The following is a 20,055-nucleotide window of genomic DNA, read 5'->3' as shown; positions in this document are numbered from 1 at the left end:
TTTGCTTTTACTATTTCTGGATTTTTAAAAGTTACTTATTATTTTTTAGGTCTCTTAGCACCGTATTTAGAACGAGCCTGGCGTCTGTTAGCAACACCTGCTGTATCTAATGTACCACGAACGATGTGGTATCTGGTACCTGGTAAGTCTTTTACTCTACCGCCTCTGATAAGAACAACGCTGTGCTCCTGTAAGTTATGACCTTCTCCAGGAATGTAGCTTGTTACTTCGATTCCGTTGGAAAGACGAACTCTGGCGATTTTTCTAAGAGCAGAGTTAGGTTTTTTAGGTGTAGCAGTTTTAACAGCTGTACAAACACCTCTCTTCTGTGGAGAAGACATATCAGATGTCTTTTTCTGTAAAGAGTTGTAGCTCTTCTGAAGTGCAGGTGCTGTAGACTTTTTCGCTGTAGTCTGACGTCCTTTTCTTACTAACTGGTTAAATGTTGGCATTCCTTTCACCTCCTGTAAAATTTGCACATCCTTCTTCCTTTTAAGAAGGAATTAGTGGCTGCCAGTCATTCAATTCTGAATAAACTTTTTTGCACACAAAAAACTTACGTCTTTTATGCACGCTCTCTCATTATATCCACGAAAAATTACGGTGTCAAGGGCTTTTTCACTTTTTTGCAGAAAAAAACCGGAACCCAAATTCCGGGCCCCGGCTTTCCTCTCTTATTTGCTTTCGTAGTTCTCTGCCGTATAATCTTCTAATGGATTCCAGTTTTTAAATTCAAAATCTGCTGCAGAAACATTCGCCCCCGCTTCTTTTGCTTTTGCAATTCCGTTATCCCATTCTTTCTGTGTATTTTCTGCCAGTGTATTCAGGGAATCTTTGTAATCTGTTTTTCCGGTAAGAACACCCTGTACAATCTGTCCCAGATTCGGGGATACTTCTTTGATATTTGCATAAACAGCCGCTGTATCTGCATTTCCTACGATTGGATCCGGGCAGAGTTTACCCTGTTCCAGAGCCAGTGTGTAGTAATCTTTCATAACGCCGTCTTTCATGTATTTTTCATTCACACCTTCTATTGCTGATACGAAACCTCCATCTTCTACAACCCCAGACTGATATTCTTCAGAATAGAGTCCCTGAAGATATTTTGCTGCCAATTCCGGATTTTCAGAAGTTTTGGAGATACCCATCCATGGCTGCGCACCAATGTAAGGAAGACCGCCCTTTGCACCCTCATCCGGCACCGGCATTTCCATAACACCAAACTCCAAATCCGGATTTTCTTTTTCCCATGTGGAGATACACCATGCTCCCTGAATCAAAAATGCTGCCTGATTCTGTGCGAACAATGCTCTTGCTTCCGGCGCTGCCAGGTTTGCGGAATCCGGATGGAAACTGCCGTCCTGTACCAGTCCGCTGTAAAAATCAAAGGCCTGAATCATAGCATCAGAATTCAGTACATTTTTGCCGTCTACCATACTGATAACACCGATATCATTAGACTTGCTGCCTGCCAGACAAGACAGCGCACGGATTGCGATTTCCAGTCTGTTTATCTGTTTTCCGCCTTCAATCATACCATAGTATTTGCCTTTTCCTGCTTCTGTAACCTGTTTGCAGGCTTCTCTGAATTCACTCCAGGTTTTTGGAAGGTTGTTGGTATCTACACCTGCGTCTTCCAGTACATTTTTATTGTAGAATACCAGTGTATTAACAATATTAGCCGCTTCTGGAAGCACATACACTTCCCCATCCATAGTCGTAATACCTTCATTCAATGCACCTTCTGAAAAAGTATCAAAGAATCCGTCTTCCACATAATCATTCATCGGCATATACCAGCCTTCTTCCACGGCTGTCGACAATTTCACACCGCTTGGAAGCGCAAATAAATCCGGCGCTGTGTTTGCTTTAATAGAAGAGTTGATGGTTGTCTGATACTGGTCTCCTGCCAATACCGTATACTCAACCTTACAGTTGTTCTCTTCCTCAAACTTTTTGTTGTACTCTTCTCTTCTGGCCTTTGTAGAGTCACTCATATCTACAACCTGGAGTACCACCTCTCCATCACCTTTTGCATCTTCTTTTTTCTCAGAAGATGACTCCTGCTCTTTCCCTTCAGAGTCCCCTCCGTTTACCTGAGGACCGCATCCCGCTGCTGATAATACCATCAGACCAGCCATAGCTAATGCTGCAATTCTCTTTTTCATGTTAAAATACCTCCTTAAAATAAATATAGTAAATTTTATTTCTTAACTCTTTACTGCACCTGCTACACCATCTACAAAATATCTCTGCAGGCATATAAATATCAGAATAATAGGCAGAACCGCAATACATGCGCCAGCTGCAATACCTGTCCAGTCCACCACATTTTCTCCCCGAAGGGCATACAGGCCAACCGCCAGTGTCCTCAGCTCCGGTCTGCTCAGCGTAACAATCAACGGCAAAAGGAAAGAGTTCCAGGTCCATATAAACTGCATGATAACTACCGTTGCCATAATCGGTTTGGCCAGCGGAAACATAATACTGGAATACGTTTTCAGGAAACCGCTGCCGTCAATGGTTGCTGCTTCTTCCAGTTCCTTTGGAATCCCCCCGTAAAAACTGGAGAAAAGCATCAGGAAAATAACATGTCCTCCTCCTGCTTCCGCCAGAATCAACCCCAGCAGATTCTGTTCCAGCCCCATTTCCTTCAGCAATTCATAAATTGGAATTACAGTAAATACCAAAGGAATGGTAATACTTGCCATGAAGATTCCCATAATCAGTTTCTTGCCCACAAAAGCATAGCGCCCCATAACATAGCCAGCCGCAGAAGTTGCCAGAAGCACAATCACCACCACACTGACTGTTACAATAATGGAGTTCTTAAAGTACACACCGAAATTGGCATTGTTCCATGCTCTCACATAGTTTTCAAAGTTCAGGCTCTTTGGTATCAAACTTAAACCGCTGGCAAAAAACTCATCCTGGGTTTTCAGCGATGCCGTAATCATCCAGATAAAGGGATATATCCAGATCAGAGCCACAACAGAAAGCAGTACATACACAATACTTCTACCAAATTTCCCTGCAATTTTTTCTCTTTTCATAAATTCGCCTATCCCCTTTCCTAAATATTTCTCTTCTTATTAAAGTAAGTTTTGACCCCGTTTAACACAAGACCGATGATAACTACCATAAGACCAAACAAGAGCGCCGCCGCACTGGCATAACCCAGACGGGGACTTCCGGTTGTACTGGAATAAGCTGTCCGGTATACAAAGGTTGCCACAACATCTGTCGCAAAGTAAGGCCCGCCATTGGTCATGGTCTGCACAATATCGAATACTTTCAAAGAACCAATGACGCACAGCACAGCAATTACACCGCCGATAGGAAGAATCAAAGGAAAAACTACATCTGTAAAGGTTCTGAACTTTCCGGCCCCATCGATTTTTGCGGCCTCATATACATCCTGTGATACACTCTGCAGAGCAGCAATCCAGTAAATCATATATGTTCCCAGGTCTTTCCAGATACCGATAAGCACCACCGTAAAGAGCGCTGTTTTTTCATCTCCCAGAAAGTTAATCGTATCAATTCCCAGAAGTGACAATAGCTGGTTTACAGGACCCGTACCGCCGAAAATAAAAATCATAATAATTCCTACGATAGAAGCAGTCGTTACCACAGGAACGAAATACATGGTACGGAACACTGTAGCCCCTCTCCGGATAATACTGGTCAATATGTAAGCAATAACCAGAGACAAAACAAGCTGAATCGGAACACTTAGCGCCATATACTTAAAGCTGTTTGCCACAGAATTGTAAAACAGGGGATCCGCCAGAAGCTCTTTGAAGTTTCCAAGCCCCACATAGGTGGCATTCATAGTCATACCCGACCAATCCAGAAGAGAATACCAGGCACTGGTAATAATCGGATATCCCTGAAACAAAATGTACAGAATCAAAGTTGGCAGCATAAACACCCAGCACCAGGCATTTTTCCGCAAAATACGTTTTTTTCTGACAGAATTCAAACTTTTGAACTCCGCCAATGTTGTTTTCGTTTTCATATAGCCCTCCATTTATTTATTTTATATAATTATCATTTCCTCTTTTTCCCTTTTCGTTTCCATGGGTATAATATACTATGTTCTTGGTAATAAATCAACATTTATTTACTATTTTGTTAAATATAGTCAATTTAACTTTTTATTTTATGTGCATTTTTCACATATACTTTTCGTTTTCTTTTCGTTATAATCAATTTACAATTTATTATTTTTAATAACCAAACTATGGAGGGCTAAAAATGGATATCCGAGTTGAGTATTTATCAACATCAAAAACCATTCTGTTCGCTGGTTCTGAGTTGAGATATTACTTATCAAAAATAAATAATATGATTTCTTTTTCGCAAGATACTGAGCAGACGGACGAGACTTACCGCAAAAAAATATGCCTCGGACTCTTTCCTGATTCTGAATGTTCTTCAGATGAAGATGAATACGAAATTGAAATCTCCCATTTAAGCGGGCATATCAAAGGCAGTAATCCCCGCTCTGTACTCCTGGGCGTGTATCAGTATCTCACGCTTCTGGGCTGCCGCTTTCTAAGACCGGGAAAAGAATATGAATGGATTCCTTCTGTCCCCCATATAGAAGAAATCCAGATTTCCCGGCGCCAAAAGGCACGTTATCGTCACAGAGGAGTCTGTATCGAAGGCGCAGATACGCCGGAAAATATTTTGGAATTTATCGACTGGCTTCCGAAACTGGGCTACAATTCCTTTTTTCTGCAGTTTGAGCTCCCTTATGCTTTTCTAAATCTATGGTACAGCCATAAAAACAATCCTCTGAAGAAACCGGAAGCATTTTCTCTGGAAAAGGCAGCCGAAATTTCCTCGGTTATTGACCGGGAACTGCAGAAAAGAAGCTTGAAACACCATAGGGTAGGGCACGGCTGGACTTGTTCCGTACTGGGACAAAATACTCTGGGATGGGTTCCTTCAGACACGACTCTTACCAAAGAACAGGAAAACATGACAGCTCTTATAGACGGAAAAAGAGGATTTTTTCAGGGCATTCCAATCAACACAAACCTGTGCTATTCCAACCCAGATGTCATTGCTTCTTTCGCAGAAAAGGTAACGGCTTATGCCATGCTCCATCCTGAAGTAGACTATCTCCATGTATGGCTGGCAGACGCTTCCAACAACCACTGCGAATGTGATACCTGCAAAAAGCATTTACCTTCGGACCTGTATGTACATATTTTGAATGAAATTGACAGAGCCCTGAGCCAAAAACATCTGGACACAAAAATTGTTTTTCTGATTTACGAAGAACTTCTGTGGGCTCCCATAGAAGAAAAATTACTCCACCCTCATCGGTTTGTTATGATGTTCGCCCCTATCAGCCGAACATTTCTGCAGTCCTATGAAATTCCGGAACAACTCCCCGCACCTGTACCGTACCAGAGAAATCAGATTACCCTGCCGGTAAATCTAACAGAAAACCTTTCTTTTCTGGCTCAGTGGCAGAAAATTTTCCACGGAGAGTGTTTCGATTATGACTATCCCCTGGGCCGAGCTCATTATGGAGATATGGGATACCTGCATATTTCGCGGATTATCTACGAGGATATTCACCGCCTGACGGATTTAAAACTGGACGGATACATGAGTTGTCAGGAACTCCGCTGCTTTCTCCCCAACGGACTGCCCAACTACATTATGGGAAAATGTCTTTTCGGAACAGACTGCTCCTTTGAAGAACTGGTGGAGGAGTATTTCCAGGCCGCCTACGGAAAGGACTGGGAATCCTGCTTTTCCTACCTGTCCCGGCTCTCATCTCTGTGCAACTGCGATTACTGCAATGGCAAAGGTAGCCGTCAAAATCCTGCTGTGGCAAAGAACATGAAGCAGGTGGCACAGACAGCAGAAACCTTTTTGTCTGTGTGCGCTGCCCAGGACAAAGCAGCGCTGCCCCCTGTACAGCAGCTTTTCTGGAAACACCTTGACTACCACAGGGAATATTGTATATTATTATCAAAAGCCCTCTTCCTTCTTGCTGACGGCAGGACACAAGAGGCCGGAGAAGCCTGGAAAACCTTTACCTATTATATTTGTTCGCAGGAAGACACTTTCCAGAAAGCCCTTGATGTTTATCGGGTAGTGGAAGTTTCTACCAATTATACTGGCTTTCCTCTGATTGAAAACTTTTAATATTAGATTTGTTACAGGAGGTTTGCAGCTTATGACCACTCAGGAAAACAGAAGCACCATTCTGGAATATATTTTCCGTCATGCTCCGGTTGCCCGTTCAACCATTGCCAAAAAAACACAGATTACCCCCGCTACAGTAACTTCCATATCCTCAAATTTTATTCAGGAAGGTATTATCCGGGAATTAGGTTCGGATGAAACCCTTGGAGACTCTTCTCCCGGACGAAAGAAAATTCTGCTGGATATCGTTCCCGACCATGTATATTCCATGGGAGTAGAATTCACCCTGCGGCATGTACGTTTTCTCATCTGCAATCTCCGGGGAAAACCTGTATTCGAAACTTCCATACTGAGGAAAGCAGAGCCAAAAGAAAACATTACGGAATTCCTGATACATAAAATCACAGAGATTTTGGACAGTCTCCCTGAAATCTCCAACTCTCTTATAGGAATTGGTGTTGCTGTACCCGGACACATTGATCACAAACAAGATAAGGTGATTGTAAATTCTTCTACTTTTCCCGGATTCAGCGGGAAAGAATTAAAAAAGCGCCTTCCATTTCCGGTAATATGTGAAAATAATGTGCGCTGTATGGCTTTCGGACGCTATCTGTTCGACAAGTCTTCACCGGAAACTTTTGCTTTTTTCCATATAGGACTGGGAATGTTCTGTGCCATGATGAAAGACAGCCGCCTCTTTCAGGGTACAAACTACTATGCCGGAGAGATTGGACACACCATTGTAAATCCAGAAGGCAAAAAATGCGAATGCGGCAAGCGCGGCTGTCTTCAGACTTACTGCAGCGAAACCTGGCTCTTAAAATATTGCCGGTTGCTTTACAACAGCAACGCTGCAACGGTTCTGACTTCCCTAAAGCCTTCCGCGGAAGAACTGACGCTGGAGGATATATCCAAGGCCTTCTCCCTGGGCGACCCTCAGGTAGGCAGTTATATTTCCACTGCCCTGAAATATTTAGGTGTTACCATTTCCAATCTGGCCATTATTATGAACCCGGACAAGATTTATCTTCACTGCCCCCTCTTTTCCAACAAGGAAATCAGTGAGGAACTCATGGACTACATTAAGCAGCAGCTCCTTTTTGTGGATGACCCAACAGACCAGACCGTAAACATCCTTCCCTACAATCCTTTGGAAGGCGCTGCCGGCGCTGCGGCCTATGCTATTAAACAGTTTTACATATCTGTTATATAAAACAGAAGCACGGAAAACCCCTTTCGGAATTCTCCGTGCTTCTGTTTTTATTCTTCTGTTAATTCTGCTTCTTCTTCCTCTTCAGAAAGTTCCATTTCTTCTGCTTCTTCCCCTTCTGCATCTTCAGAATCCTCTGCAGTTTCCAGTAATTCATCTTCTGTCTCATCTAAGTCGTCTTCAAACTCTTCTTCGTCATCTCCGTCTGTATCCAGCTTAATGTTGGCATAAGTCTTCATACCTGTACCAGCCGGAATCAATTTACCGATAAGAACGTTTTCTTTCAGACCGATAAGCGGGTCAATCTTACCTTTGATAGCTGCTTCTGTAAGAACCTTTGTAGTTTCCTGGAAGGAAGCGGCTGATAAGAAGGAGTTGGTTGCCAGAGAAGCCTTTGTGATACCCAGCATAACCTGCTGGCCTTCTGCCGGCTCTTTGCCCTCTGCAATAAGTTTTCCATTTTCCTCCTCGAAGTCTAAAACGTCTACCAGAGTACCCGGAAGGAATTCTGTATCTCCATTATTCTCGATACGGATTTTCTTCAACATCTGGCGAACAATCACTTCGATATGCTTATCGTTGATTTCTACACCCTGCAGACGGTAAACTCGCTGTACTTCGCGAATCATGTAATCCTGTACAGCACGAACACCCTTAATTCTCAGGATATCATGCGGATTTACAGAACCTTCTGTCAGTTCGTCACCTGCTTCCAGATAATCGCCATCCTGTACTTTAATACGGGAGCCGTATGGAATCAGGTAAGTCTTGGATTCACCGCTCTCATTGTCTGTAACAATAATCTCACGCTTCTTCTTAGTATCTTTCAGAGTCGCAACACCCTGGATTTCCGTGATAATGGCAAGACCTTTCGGCTTTCTTGCCTCGAAAAGTTCTTCGACACGAGGAAGACCCTGTGTGATATCTCCGCCGGCCACACCACCGGTATGGAAAGTACGCATGGTAAGCTGTGTACCAGGTTCACCGATGGACTGCGCTGCAATGATACCAACAGATTCACCAACCTGTACCGGCTCACCTGTAGCCATGTTGGCACCGTAACATTTTGCGCAGACACCAATCTTACATTTACAGGTAAGAATCGTACGGATTTTTACAGTATCGTATGGCTTGCCTTCTGCGTTTACACCGTCTTTTACCACTCTTGCAGCACGTTTCGGTGTAATCATATGGTTTGCTTTTACGATAACATTTCCATCTTTATCTTTGATTGTCTCGCAGGAGAAACGTCCTGTAATACGTTCCTGAAGACTTTCGATTTCTTCTTTTCCGTCTGCAAAGGCTTTAATCCACATACCCGGAATTTCTCCTGTACCTTCACAGCAGTCCACATCGCGGACAATCAGTTCCTGAGAAACGTCAACCAGACGTCTTGTCAGGTAACCGGAGTCGGCGGTACGAAGCGCTGTATCGGACAGACCTTTACGAGCACCATGGGCAGACATGAAGTATTCCAGTACGTCCAGACCTTCACGGAAGTTTGATTTAATAGGCAACTCGATGGTGTGACCAGTTGTATCGGCCATCAAACCACGCATACCTGCCAGCTGTTTAATCTGCTTATCAGAACCACGGGCACCGGAGTCAGCCATCATGAAGATGTTGTTATACTTGTCCAGTCCGGTAAGCAGCGCTTTTGTCAGGGCATCGTCCGTCTTTTTCCATGTATCTACAACTTCTTTGTAACGCTCTTCTTCTGTAATCAGACCACGTTTGAAGTTCTTGGTAATCAGGTCAACGGTATCCTGTGCCTGTTTAATCATTTCCGGTTTCTGAGGCGGCACGGTCATATCGGAAATAGATACCGTCATAGCCGCTCTTGTAGAATATTTGTAACCCATAGCTTTAATTGCATCCAAAACTTCTGCCGTCTTGGTTGCGCCGTGAGTATTGATAACTTTTTCCAGAATCTGTTTTAACTGTTTCTTTCCTACCAGGAAATCCACTTCCGGAAGCAATTCATTGCCCGGTACAGTTCTGTCAACAAAGCCTAAATCCTGAGGAAGAATTTCGTTGAACAGAAGACGTCCCAGTGTGGACGGCACCTTTCCTCTTAAAATGCTTCCGTCAGCCATTTTCTTCTCTGCATATACAAAAATCTTGGTCTGCAGAGTAATGGCCTGGTTTTCATAAGCCAGAATAGCTTCGTTTACACTCTTGAATATCTTGCCTTCTCCCTTGCTTCCCGGTCTTTCCTGTGTCAGATAGTAAATACCAAGAACCATATCCTGTGAAGGAACGGCTACCGGACCACCATCAGACGGTTTCAGCAGGTTGTTCGGTGAAAGCAGAAGGAAACGGCACTCTGCCTGAGCTTCTACAGACAATGGAAGGTGAACCGCCATCTGGTCACCATCGAAGTCCGCGTTGAACGCAGTACAAACCAATGGGTGCAGCTTAATTGCCTTACCCTCTACCAGAATCGGTTCAAAGGCCTGAATACCAAGTCTATGCAGAGTAGGTGCACGGTTTAACATAACCGGATGCTCTTTAATAACATCTTCCAGTACGTCCCATACAGCCGGCTCCAGCTTTTCTACCATCTTCTTTGCATTCTTGATGTTGTGGGCAGTACCGTTAGATACCAGTTCTTTCATTACAAATGGCTTAAACAGCTCGATAGCCATTTCTTTCGGAAGACCACACTGGAAAATTTTCAGTTCCGGTCCTACGACGATAACGGAACGTCCTGAGTAGTCAACACGTTTACCAAGCAGGTTCTGACGGAAACGTCCTGATTTACCTTTCAGCATATCGGAAAGGGATTTCAGCGCTCTGTTTCCAGGACCTGTAACCGGACGGCCGCGGCGTCCATTGTCGATAAGAGCATCCACAGCTTCCTGCAGCATTCTCTTCTCGTTGCGGACAATAATATCCGGTGCGCCCAGTTCCAACAGTCTTTTCAGACGGTTGTTTCTATTGATAATTCTTCTGTACAAATCATTTAAGTCAGAGGTTGCAAAACGTCCGCCGTCCAGCTGTACCATAGGACGTAAATCCGGCGGAATTACCGGAACAACAGTCATAATCATCCAGTCCGGTCTGTTTCCGGATTCACGGAAAGCTTCTACAACTTCCAGACGTTTTACAATACGGGCACGTTTCTGGCCTGTGGAATCCTTTAAGCCCGCTTTGAGCTCTTTGGATTCTCTTTCCAGGTCGATAGCTGCCAGAAGTTCCTGAATCGCTTCTGCACCCATGCCCACGCGGAATTCTTCGCCATATTTTTCTCTGGCGTCCTGATATTCTCTCTCCGTCAGAACCTGTTTGTACTGCAGGTCTGTAGTTCCTGCATCCAGTACAATGTAGTTAGCAAAATAAAGAACTTTTTCCAAAGTTCTTGGGGACAGGTCAAGAATCAGACCCATTCTGGAAGGAATACCCTTGAAATACCAGATATGGGAAACCGGCGCTGCCAGTTCAATATGTCCCATACGCTCTCTGCGGACAGATGCTTTTGTCACTTCAACACCACATCTGTCACAGATTACGCCTTTATAACGAATCTTCTTATACTTACCACAGTGACACTCCCAATCCTTGCTTGGTCCGAAGATTCTTTCGCAGAAAAGGCCGTCCTTTTCCGGTTTCAGTGTTCTGTAGTTAATGGTTTCCGGTTTTTTCACCTCACCATGAGACCATTCCCGGATTTTCTCCGGGGATGCCAGTCCGATTTTAATGGCATCAAAGGTCATTGGCTTATATACCTCATTCTTTGCTGTTTCTGGCATTGTGGACTCCTTTCCTCCTTACTCTTCGTCAAGAGCATCTTCATCAAAGTCTAAGAATACGTCGTCTTCATCAGCTTCTTCTTCAACATCTACCAGTTCTTCTCCTTCAAACTCCTGTTTGGAGAATCCGTGGCTGCCATAGTCCTCTTCTTCTCTTCCTCTGGAATCGCCTTCGATAATGGAACGCATGTCTGTATCGCCGTAATCTACGTTTTCCATGATTTCCACTTCCTGCATATCTTCGCCCAGAACTCTGACGTCAAGACCCAGGGACTGCAATTCTTTCAGAAGTACCTTGAAGGATTCCGGAACACCCGGTTTCGGAATATTGTCGCCTTTAATAATTGCTTCGTAAGTTTTCACACGACCGATAACATCATCGGATTTTACTGTCAGGATTTCCTGCAGAGTATAAGATGCACCGTAAGCCTCCAGAGCCCAAACCTCCATCTCTCCGAAACGCTGTCCGCCGAACTGAGCTTTACCACCCAGCGGCTGCTGTGTTACCAGGGAGTATGGACCAGTGGAACGTGCATGAATCTTATCGTCTACCAGGTGATGCAGTTTCAGGTAGTGCATGTGTCCGATGGTTACCGGACTGTCGAAATATTCACCTGTACGTCCGTCACGCAGTCTTACTTTTCCGTCTCTGGAAAGCGGAACGCCCTTCCAAAGCTCTCTGTGAGCCTTGTTTTCGTCCAGGAACTGCATAACTTCCGGTCTTAATGTATCTTCATATTTTGCACGGAACTCTTCAAAATCTTCTGTATTTACATAATCATTTGCAAGCTCCAGTGTATCCTGAATATCATTTTCGTTTGCACCGTCAAATACCGGTGTCGCAATATTGAAGCCAAGTGCTTTCGCAGCAAGACTCAAGTGGATTTCCAGCACCTGTCCGATGTTCATACGGGAAGGCACGCCCAGAGGATTCAGTACGATGTCCAGCGGACGTCCATTTGGCAGGAACGGCATATCTTCTACAGGAAGTACACGGGAGACAACACCCTTGTTACCGTGACGACCGGCCATCTTATCACCAACAGAGATTTTTCTCTTCTGTGCGATGTAGATGCGGACAGCCTGGTTTACACCCGGTGACAACTCGTCGCCGTTTTCTCTTGTAAACACTTTTGCGTCTACGACAATACCGTATTCACCATGCGGCACTTTCAGGGAAGTATCACGCACTTCTCTTGCTTTCTCACCAAAGATAGCACGAAGCAGTCTTTCTTCTGCAGTCAGTTCTGTCTCTCCCTTTGGAGTTACCTTACCAACCAGAATATCTCCGGCACGAACTTCCGCACCGATACGGATAATACCTCTTTCGTCCAAATCTTTTAATGCATCGTCACCCACACCAGGAACATCTCTTGTAATTTCTTCCGGTCCCAGCTTGGTATCTCTTGCTTCCGCTTCATATTCTTCAATATGAATAGATGTATATACATCATCCATAACCAGTCTTTCGCTCAGAAGAACGGCATCCTCGTAGTTGTAACCTTCCCAGGTCATGAATCCAATCAACGGGTTCTTACCAAGTGCCAGTTCTCCGTTAGAAGTAGAAGGCCCGTCTGCAATAACCTGTCCTGCTTCTACATGCTCACCCTTAAACACAATCGGTCTCTGGTTGTAGCAGTTACTCTGGTTACTTCTCATGAATTTTGTCAGATGATAAACGGATTTTGTACCGTCATCATTTTTAATAGTAATTTCTTTTGACGCAGCACACTCTACAGTACCTGCTTTATCCGCAAGCACACAAACACCGGAGTCCACTGCTGTTTTTGATTCCATACCAGTACCAACCACCGGCGCGTCTGTCGTCAGAAGCGGCACGGCCTGACGCTGCATGTTGGAACCCATGAGCGCACGGTTGGCGTCGTCGTTCTGCAGGAACGGAATCAAAGCTGTAGCCACTGAGAACACCATCTTCGGGGATACGTCCATATAATCGAACATCTGGCGTTCGTATTCCTGTGTTTCTTCTCTGTAACGACCGGATACATTCTTATGAATGAAATGTCCTTCTTCGTCCAGCGGCTCATTCGCCTGTGCTACATGGTAATTATCCTCTTCATCTGCTGTCATATAGATAACTTCATCTGTAACACGAGGATTTTTCTTATCTGTCTTATCAATCTTTCTGTAAGGCGCTTCTACGAAACCATACTCATTGATTCTCGCATAAGAAGCCAGAGAGTTAATCAGACCGATGTTCGGACCTTCAGGGGTCTCGATAGGACACATTCTTCCGTAATGGGAGTAGTGGACATCTCGTACCTCGAATCCGGCTCTGTCTCGGGACAGACCGCCAGGTCCAAGTGCGGAAAGACGTCTCTTATGTGTCAGCTCACCCAGAGGGTTGTTCTGATCCATGAACTGGGACAGCTGAGAAGAACCGAAGAATTCTTTCACTGCTGCAGTTACCGGTTTGATATTAATCAGGGACTGCGGTGAAATACCATCTAAATCCTGGGTGGTCATTCTTTCACGAACCACTCTTTCCAGTCTGGAAAGACCGATTCTGTACTGGTTCTGCAACAGTTCACCTACAGCTCTGATACGTCTGTTTCCTAAGTGGTCGATATCATCATCGGTTCCAAGACCGTATTCCAGATGCATGTTGTAGTTGATAGACGCCAGAATATCTTCCTTTGTAATGTGCTTCGGAATCAATTCATGAATGTCTCTCCTGATTGCGTCTTTGATATCTTCCGTTTCTTCATTTTCTTCCAGAATCTTTGCAAGTACCGGATAGTATACGAATTCTGTAACACCCAGCTCTTTCAGTTCTTCCTCGCTTAAATCCACATGACTTCTGATATCTACCGCCATGCTGGAAAGTACTTTGATGTTGCGCTCTTCGCCCTGAATCCATACATATGGAACAGCAGCGTTCTGAATCTGGTCAGCCAGTTCCTTTGTTACAACGGTTCCGGCTTCTGCGATAATCTCGCCTGTTGTTACATCCACGACCTCTTCAGCAAGCATCTGCCCTGCAATACGATTACGAAGGAGTAATTTCTTATTAAATTTGTAACGTCCCACTTTTGCCAGGTCATAGCGCCGCGGGTCAAAGAACATGCTTGTAATCAGGCTCTCTGCACTTTCCACAGCCAGCGGTTCACCCGGGCGAATCTTTTTGTATAATTCCAGCAGACCTTCCTGATAGTTTTCGGAAGTATCCTTTGTAAAGCTGGCTAAAATCTTTGGTTCTTCACCGAATAAATCGATAATTTCCGCATTCGTGCCAATACCAAGAGCACGAATCAAAACTGTAATAGGGACTTTTCTGGTTCTGTCTACACGCACATAGAATACGTCATTGGAGTCGGTTTCATATTCCAGCCATGCGCCCCTGTTGGGGATAACAGTAGAGGAATACAGGGTTTTTCCCAGTTTATCGTGTGCGATTGCATAATAAATACCCGGTGAACGTACTAACTGGCTGACGATAACACGTTCAGCACCGTTAATAACAAACGTACCGGTTGCTGTCATTAGTGGCAAATCACCCATGAAAATCTCATGTGTAGCAATTTCGCCGTTTTCTTTGTTGTGTAATCTCACCTTTACTTTCAAAGGCGCTGCATATGTTGCATCTCTTTCCTTACACTGCTCGATGGAATATTTCTTTTCATCTTCACACAAAGTAAAGCCAACAAATTCCAAGCTCAATTTACCGCTATAGTCTGCGATTGGAGAGATGTCTTCAAAAACCTCATTTAAGCCTTCGTCCAGAAACCACTGGTAAGAATCTTTCTGAACCTCGATGAGGTTTGGCATTTCCAGTACCTCTTTCTGGCGCTGGTATGACATTCTCATTGCCTTACCATTAGTTACGGAACGGATTCTGTTTTTCTCCATTGACGTTTCACCCCTTGTATGTTTTAATTTAATTAATGCTGAAGTCTCTTTTTGATAGACTCCTAGGCATAACTTGCCATAATAGTGCATTTCTCACTATATCATGCTTTGTCAAGAGTGTCAATAGATTTTCCTAAAATAATATTTTTCCCGACACAAAAGAGAACCTCCGCAAAGGTTCTCTCAAAATCTATTTCACGGCTGCTGCCCTATTCTTGCCATACCAAAGTATCACACCCACATAAGCCACTGCCGCACATACACCAACGATATAAGCGCCTGTCCATGGAATATTAAACCCAATCTTAGCATTCGCTATATAGGTAATTGTAACAAAAGCATACCAGGCACCCGGTATCAAAGGCATCCACACAAATTTTTCTTTTTTATGTTCAAACATCCAGATAGATATTGCCAAAAACGCAAACAACGAAAGGGCCTGATTCGACCAGGCGAAATAACGCCACAAAACATTAAAGCCATTTGCATTCATTTTAGCAAATACCAGAATCGCTGCCACCAGCGAAAAGATAACCGCCGACAGCGCCAAACGTTTCTTTGTCGAAGTCTGATCAATACGGAACGTATCCGCAATAGCCAACCGCAGTGAACGAAGCGCCGTATCTCCTGACGTAATGGGAAGTACAATAACTCCAACAAGTGCTATAATACCGCCCACAGAACCCAGCAAATTCTTACAAACCACACCAATGGTTGCCGTAGCCAGAGCCGGATCTGCGCTCTGAAGTCCCAGATTGTAAACTCCCATAGCTCCAGCAGCCCAAACCATAGCAATAAATCCTTCCACAATCATCATGTTATAGAAAGTCATACGTCCTTCTTTTTCACTTTTGACAGTACGGGAAATAATCGCCGTCTGTGTAGAGTGAAATCCAGACAAAATACCGCAAGCCACTGTAATGAAAAATACCGGAATAAAATGATTTTCCCCAAAGTAATCTCCGTAAGCAACCAACGGACCATTCCAGTTATCCCAAAGTTCTACCAGCGGATATCCCTGCACAAAAAGCCCTATAAACACACCAATAGCTGAAAACAGAAGCACTGCACCGAAAACCGGATAAATCCTTCCGATAATAGCGTCGATAGGAAATACCGTTGCAATAAGATAATAAGCAAAAATCACCCCATAGATTACCCAGGTAGAAACTGAAGTTGCTGCACCGTCAAATCCAAAGACCTGCGTCGCGGCTATGTCTCCCGGCGTGTAAACAAACACCGCACCCACCAGTAGAAGCAGTAAACTGCAAAAAACCTGATAGACTCCATAAACACCCTTATTGCTGTACTTCCGTATCATATCCGGCATCTGTGTTCCACCGTCCCGCAGACAAATCATACCGGAAAAGTAATCGTGCATAGCTCCTCCGATAATATTTCCGATAGGAATCGTAATAAAGGCAATGGGGCCAAACAAAATCCCCTGGATAGGACCCAGAATTGGACCTGTACCTGCAATATTCAGCAGGTTAATAAGACTGTTTTTCCACTTTTTCATAGGCACATAATCAATACCATCCTGCTTGGTATAAGCCGGAGTCTTTCTGTCATCCGGTCCAAAAACCTTTTCGCAGAATCTTCCATATAACGCTGCACCTACAAACAAAATCACAAGACCAATGATAAACGTAATCATTATCTTTCCACCCTCTTTTCTCTTTTTTATTACAGTATAGTATTAAAGCGTTAATTTGTAAAGTTTTTATCGCAGGAAAAATGACGAAATTATTTATAAAATTTTATTCAATTCAACAAAAAACTGCCGCATCGATGACTTTCATCACCGTATGCGGCAGTTTTGATTTTCCAGAAATGCTCTGAACGTTAAAATTATTTAAGAGTAACTTTAGCGCCTTCTGCTTCCAGTTTTGTTTTGATTTCTTCAGCTTCTGCTTTAGATGCAGCTTCTTTCAGAACCTTAGGAGCTCCGTCAACTACTTCTTTAGCTTCTTTTAAGCCTAAGCCTGTAGCTTCACGAACGATTTTGATAACTTTAACTTTGTTTGGTCCAACTTCTGTTAATTCTACGTCGAACTCATCTTTTTCTTCTGCTGCTTCTGCTGCTCCGCCTGCTGCTGCAACTACAACACCTGCTGCTGCAGATACACCAAATTCTTCTTCACAAGCTTTTACTAATTCGTTTAATTCTAATACGGATAATTCTTTGATAGCTTCAATAAATTCAGCTGTTGTTAATTTTGCCATTATAATTTACCTCCAATTTTTTCATTCATTATATTATTTGGTCTGCCCCTTTGGGCGGTCACTTCACTGAAACTGCTTATTAGGCCTGCTGTTCAGCAATCTGATTAAGCACACGAGCGAAGTTTGCGATAGGAGACTGGATACTTCCAAGCAATTTTCCAAGAAGTTCTTCTCTTGAAGGAACCTGGGAAAGTGCTTCGATTCCTGCCTTATCGTAGTAAGCGTCTTCTACAACACCTGCTACTAATTCCAGTGTCGGAACTGTTTTTGCGTATTTAGCAAGGATTCTTGCAGGAGCTGTTGCATCTTCTGTACATACAGCTAAAGCGTTTGTTCCTTCTAAATGCTGGCATAATTCTTCGCAAGCTGTTCCTTTGAATGCAAAGTTCATCATTGTGTTTTTGTAAACTTTGTAAACAACTCCAGCTTCTCTTAATTCCTTACGCATCTGTGTATCCTGCTCAACATTGATACCTTTGTAGTTTACTAAAACTACAGCTGCTGCATCTTTAATGCTGTTGGAAATTTCTTCTACGACAGGTTTTTTAAGTTCTACTTTTGCCATGAATTAGTGCACCTCCTTATTTTTTTAGGCTGCGCTGCTCAAAATTAAGAAAGCCTCTTTGCACAAGACAAAGAGGCTCAAAATCAATCTTATGAATCAAGAATGAATCTTTCCTCGGCAGGCGTTTTTATCCTTATGCCTTACGGCACCTGCTGTCTTCGGCAGCTATTCCTCTGATAAATTATCACAAAAACAATAATTTGTCAACGGTTTTTTTACTTTTCTACAGTAAAACAACTTTCACTTTTTATATCTCATGCGAAACTGATGGTATTTTCCCCGTCTGCACTTATCAAAAGACGTCCTATCCCCATGCAGGAATCCATTTGAAGCAAGTCATGAGGACCGGTTAAGTCCTTATATCTAAATATAAGCCGATACTCGTGATTATCCGTACGAATATACAGACCCTGAGCATATTCTTCTTTCAGCGCACAGTTTCTTACCGGATTATAAACCGACCGCATACACACCTGAACCGGCTGCATCTGCTTTCCTGCCAGCACCGCAAACATGGCTGTCTGCCCTTCCCCCTGCGCCTCTGCACTTACCGCCTCATTTTTTTCATACAAATTATAATGACGGGAAATTTTGCTTTCTATTCTGTGAAAAGAAATGTTTTCCTGCGGAAATACCAGCTCCATTTTTGCCCTTGTCCCATTGTATACAATTCTGTTATCTTCGCAAACAAGATTTCCCTGATTATTAAAATGGAAAAGCCTGCTGTAGGTGTGCTTTTCGCTGGTGTATGCCATATCTGCCAGAACATATACCCCCGGCTCCAACACCACAACCATTCTCTTTAAAAGCACCTGTACCCCCTTTTGCAGATAACCGGTATGCGCCCCTTCCAATACCAGATACCCTGCCTTTTGTATTGGCGAAATCCTCAATTCCGGCGCGGCATACTCACTCCCCCATGCATCGGTATATTCCATAAAATCCTTATTGTCCACCAACAGCGTATTGTGCGCATACGCACTTTTCAGCCAGATACGATTTTTCTCATGATAAGTGTACTGATACCTTCCCGCGTCGACCAACACATCCTCACCCTCACTGACTACATCTATATGCAGCTTGTCATTATGTCCGTGTCCGCCTCCCAGGCAGCCGTTTCTAAAGTGCAGATATTCTCCGTTACGTTCCCAGTTATTTCGCACATAATAGTTTCCGCTTTCTTCCAGCATAAAGTTTGTCTGCTGGGGCACACGCCCTAAAATTCTCTCATAAATTTCAGCTCCCTCTCTGCGCAAATCCCATATGCTTTCATAATCCGGGTACTGTCCGGCACAGCCTTTTAACACTTCCGCCTCCTTCTTTCCCTCTTTTGCAAGCAGAATAGCAGATACCGCCAGCATATCCTCTACATTCGTCTCATCGCTGTCTCCTGTAAGGGGCTGGCAGCCGTCCGGCTTTTTCCATGCCACATTCACCATAGCCATACGTCTGGCTGCTTCTGTTATTTTCTCAGGAATCTTTCTGCCCCAAGCCTGCAACATATGGATAGTCTCTAAGACGCAGTGAAGCACTTCATTATGGTACATACAGGACTGCTCCCAGTGTACGCCGTCCGAAAAAATCTGAATTTGAACTTCCTGTTCCAAACGCTTCAGCGCTGTTTCTGTATAAATTTCTTTTCCCAAAGCAAGCCCTATAAAAAGCAGACCGTGATTTTCAAGAACACCCCAGTTGCTGGATATCTGAAATCCCCTTTTCGCGTTAAAAAGATATTCTCCATGCTCTTCCAGGCTCTTTGTAAACAACTCCATAAAATCATCGTCTACCAAAGAACTGTTCTCGAAATATAAAATACTTTTCGTCCAGTTCTCTGCCCGGATTCCCGCCTCAATCTCTCTCCATGTGACCTTTTTGCTCTCTTGATTCAGAGGCACATGCTCAATCCAATCCCTCAGGATGCGGACAAAGGCTTCTGCATATTTTTCATTTCCTGTCATAGCATAAGCCTGTCCGAGGCAAATAAAATATCTATGCCGGTTCATCTGATAGATAAATTCCGAATCATCTGTGGGCATATAAGTCCAATCAATAGGATATTGAAATTTCTCAATTTTATAAGTGCGCTCCATATCCCATGGCAAATCAAAGAGAAATTCCAAACGAACCGCCTCATCCGCAATGCGCATAATCTGTCGGCAGTTCTCCTTGTGCTGCTGCAGGACCGTTTGCGTACACCAGCGAAATTCCCCTTCTTTATATCTGTTTTTCTGTCTTTCAAAATATGTTTTCTTATTCAT

At 43.7% G+C, this 20,055-nt stretch carries 12 protein-coding genes and 1 other annotated feature; of the genes, 2 read left to right on the top strand and 10 right to left on the bottom strand.

Annotation, left to right across the window (positions count from 1 at the left end; translation table 11 throughout):
- Positions 1-38: 38 nt before the first annotated feature.
- The 4 genes from rpsL to G5A70_RS10800 form a co-directional block, all read right to left on the bottom strand.
- A complete protein-coding gene (gene rpsL / locus G5A70_RS10815) occupies positions 39-452 on the bottom strand; it encodes a 30S ribosomal protein S12 (protein WP_111917896.1) in 414 nt (137 codons plus the stop codon).
- A 222-nt stretch (positions 453-674) separates the two neighbouring features.
- Positions 675-2,168 carry an ABC transporter substrate-binding protein gene (locus G5A70_RS10810; protein WP_173749659.1) on the bottom strand — a complete coding sequence of 498 codons (1,494 nt, stop codon included), beginning with the start codon at positions 2,166-2,168 and terminating at the stop codon, positions 675-677.
- 42 nt (positions 2,169-2,210) lie between these two features.
- Positions 2,211-3,053: a carbohydrate ABC transporter permease gene (locus G5A70_RS10805; protein ID WP_173749658.1), complete on the bottom strand. Its 843-nt coding sequence runs from the start codon at positions 3,051-3,053 to the stop codon at positions 2,211-2,213.
- 20 nt (positions 3,054-3,073) lie between these two features.
- A complete protein-coding gene (locus G5A70_RS10800; RefSeq protein WP_173749657.1) occupies positions 3,074-4,021 on the bottom strand; it encodes a carbohydrate ABC transporter permease in 948 nt (315 codons plus the stop codon).
- A gap of 239 nt (positions 4,022-4,260) precedes the next feature.
- On the opposite strand from G5A70_RS10800, the gene G5A70_RS10795 reads away from it, so the two are divergent.
- Both G5A70_RS10795 and G5A70_RS10790 read left to right on the top strand, forming a co-directional pair.
- Positions 4,261-6,174: a DUF4838 domain-containing protein gene (locus G5A70_RS10795; RefSeq protein WP_173749656.1), complete on the top strand. Its 1,914-nt coding sequence runs from the start codon at positions 4,261-4,263 to the stop codon at positions 6,172-6,174.
- Between the two features lie 31 nt (positions 6,175-6,205).
- Positions 6,206-7,387, top strand: a complete 1,182-nt coding sequence (locus G5A70_RS10790) for an ROK family protein (RefSeq protein ID WP_173749655.1) — start codon at positions 6,206-6,208, stop codon at positions 7,385-7,387.
- Between the two features lie 47 nt (positions 7,388-7,434).
- On the opposite strand, the gene rpoC is transcribed toward G5A70_RS10790, so the two are convergent.
- The 6 genes from rpoC to G5A70_RS10760 all read right to left on the bottom strand — a co-directional run bounded on the left by rpoC (position 7,435) and on the right by G5A70_RS10760 (position 20,055).
- Positions 7,435-11,136: a DNA-directed RNA polymerase subunit beta' gene (gene rpoC / locus G5A70_RS10785; RefSeq protein ID WP_173749654.1), complete on the bottom strand. Its 3,702-nt coding sequence runs from the start codon at positions 11,134-11,136 to the stop codon at positions 7,435-7,437.
- Between the two features lie 18 nt (positions 11,137-11,154).
- Positions 11,155-15,006, bottom strand: coding sequence for a DNA-directed RNA polymerase subunit beta (locus G5A70_RS10780; protein WP_173749653.1), 3,852 nt, complete (start codon positions 15,004-15,006; stop codon positions 11,155-11,157).
- Between the two features lie 190 nt (positions 15,007-15,196).
- A complete protein-coding gene (locus tag G5A70_RS10775) occupies positions 15,197-16,663 on the bottom strand; it encodes a carbon starvation protein A (protein WP_173749652.1) in 1,467 nt (488 codons plus the stop codon).
- 194 nt (positions 16,664-16,857) lie between these two features.
- The gene (gene rplL, locus G5A70_RS10770) at positions 16,858-17,232 is read right to left on the bottom strand and encodes a 50S ribosomal protein L7/L12 (RefSeq protein ID WP_111917888.1); all 375 of its coding nucleotides are present in this window, start codon (positions 17,230-17,232) and stop codon (positions 16,858-16,860) included.
- A gap of 79 nt (positions 17,233-17,311) precedes the next feature.
- The gene (gene rplJ, locus G5A70_RS10765) at positions 17,312-17,797 is read right to left on the bottom strand and encodes a 50S ribosomal protein L10 (RefSeq protein ID WP_173749651.1); all 486 of its coding nucleotides are present in this window, start codon (positions 17,795-17,797) and stop codon (positions 17,312-17,314) included.
- A gap of 37 nt (positions 17,798-17,834) precedes the next feature.
- Positions 17,835-17,977, bottom strand: a sequence feature (ribosomal protein L10 leader region).
- A gap of 74 nt (positions 17,978-18,051) precedes the next feature.
- A complete protein-coding gene (locus G5A70_RS10760; protein ID WP_173749650.1) occupies positions 18,052-20,055 on the bottom strand; it encodes a heparinase II/III family protein in 2,004 nt (667 codons plus the stop codon).

The sequence above is a fragment of the Blautia hansenii genome (genome assembly GCF_013304445.1).
In the GTDB taxonomy this organism is placed as follows: Bacteria; Bacillota; Clostridia; order Lachnospirales; family Lachnospiraceae; genus Blautia.
Note: the sequence above shows the minus strand (reverse complement) of the source record. Positions and strands in the feature narration are given on the sequence as shown.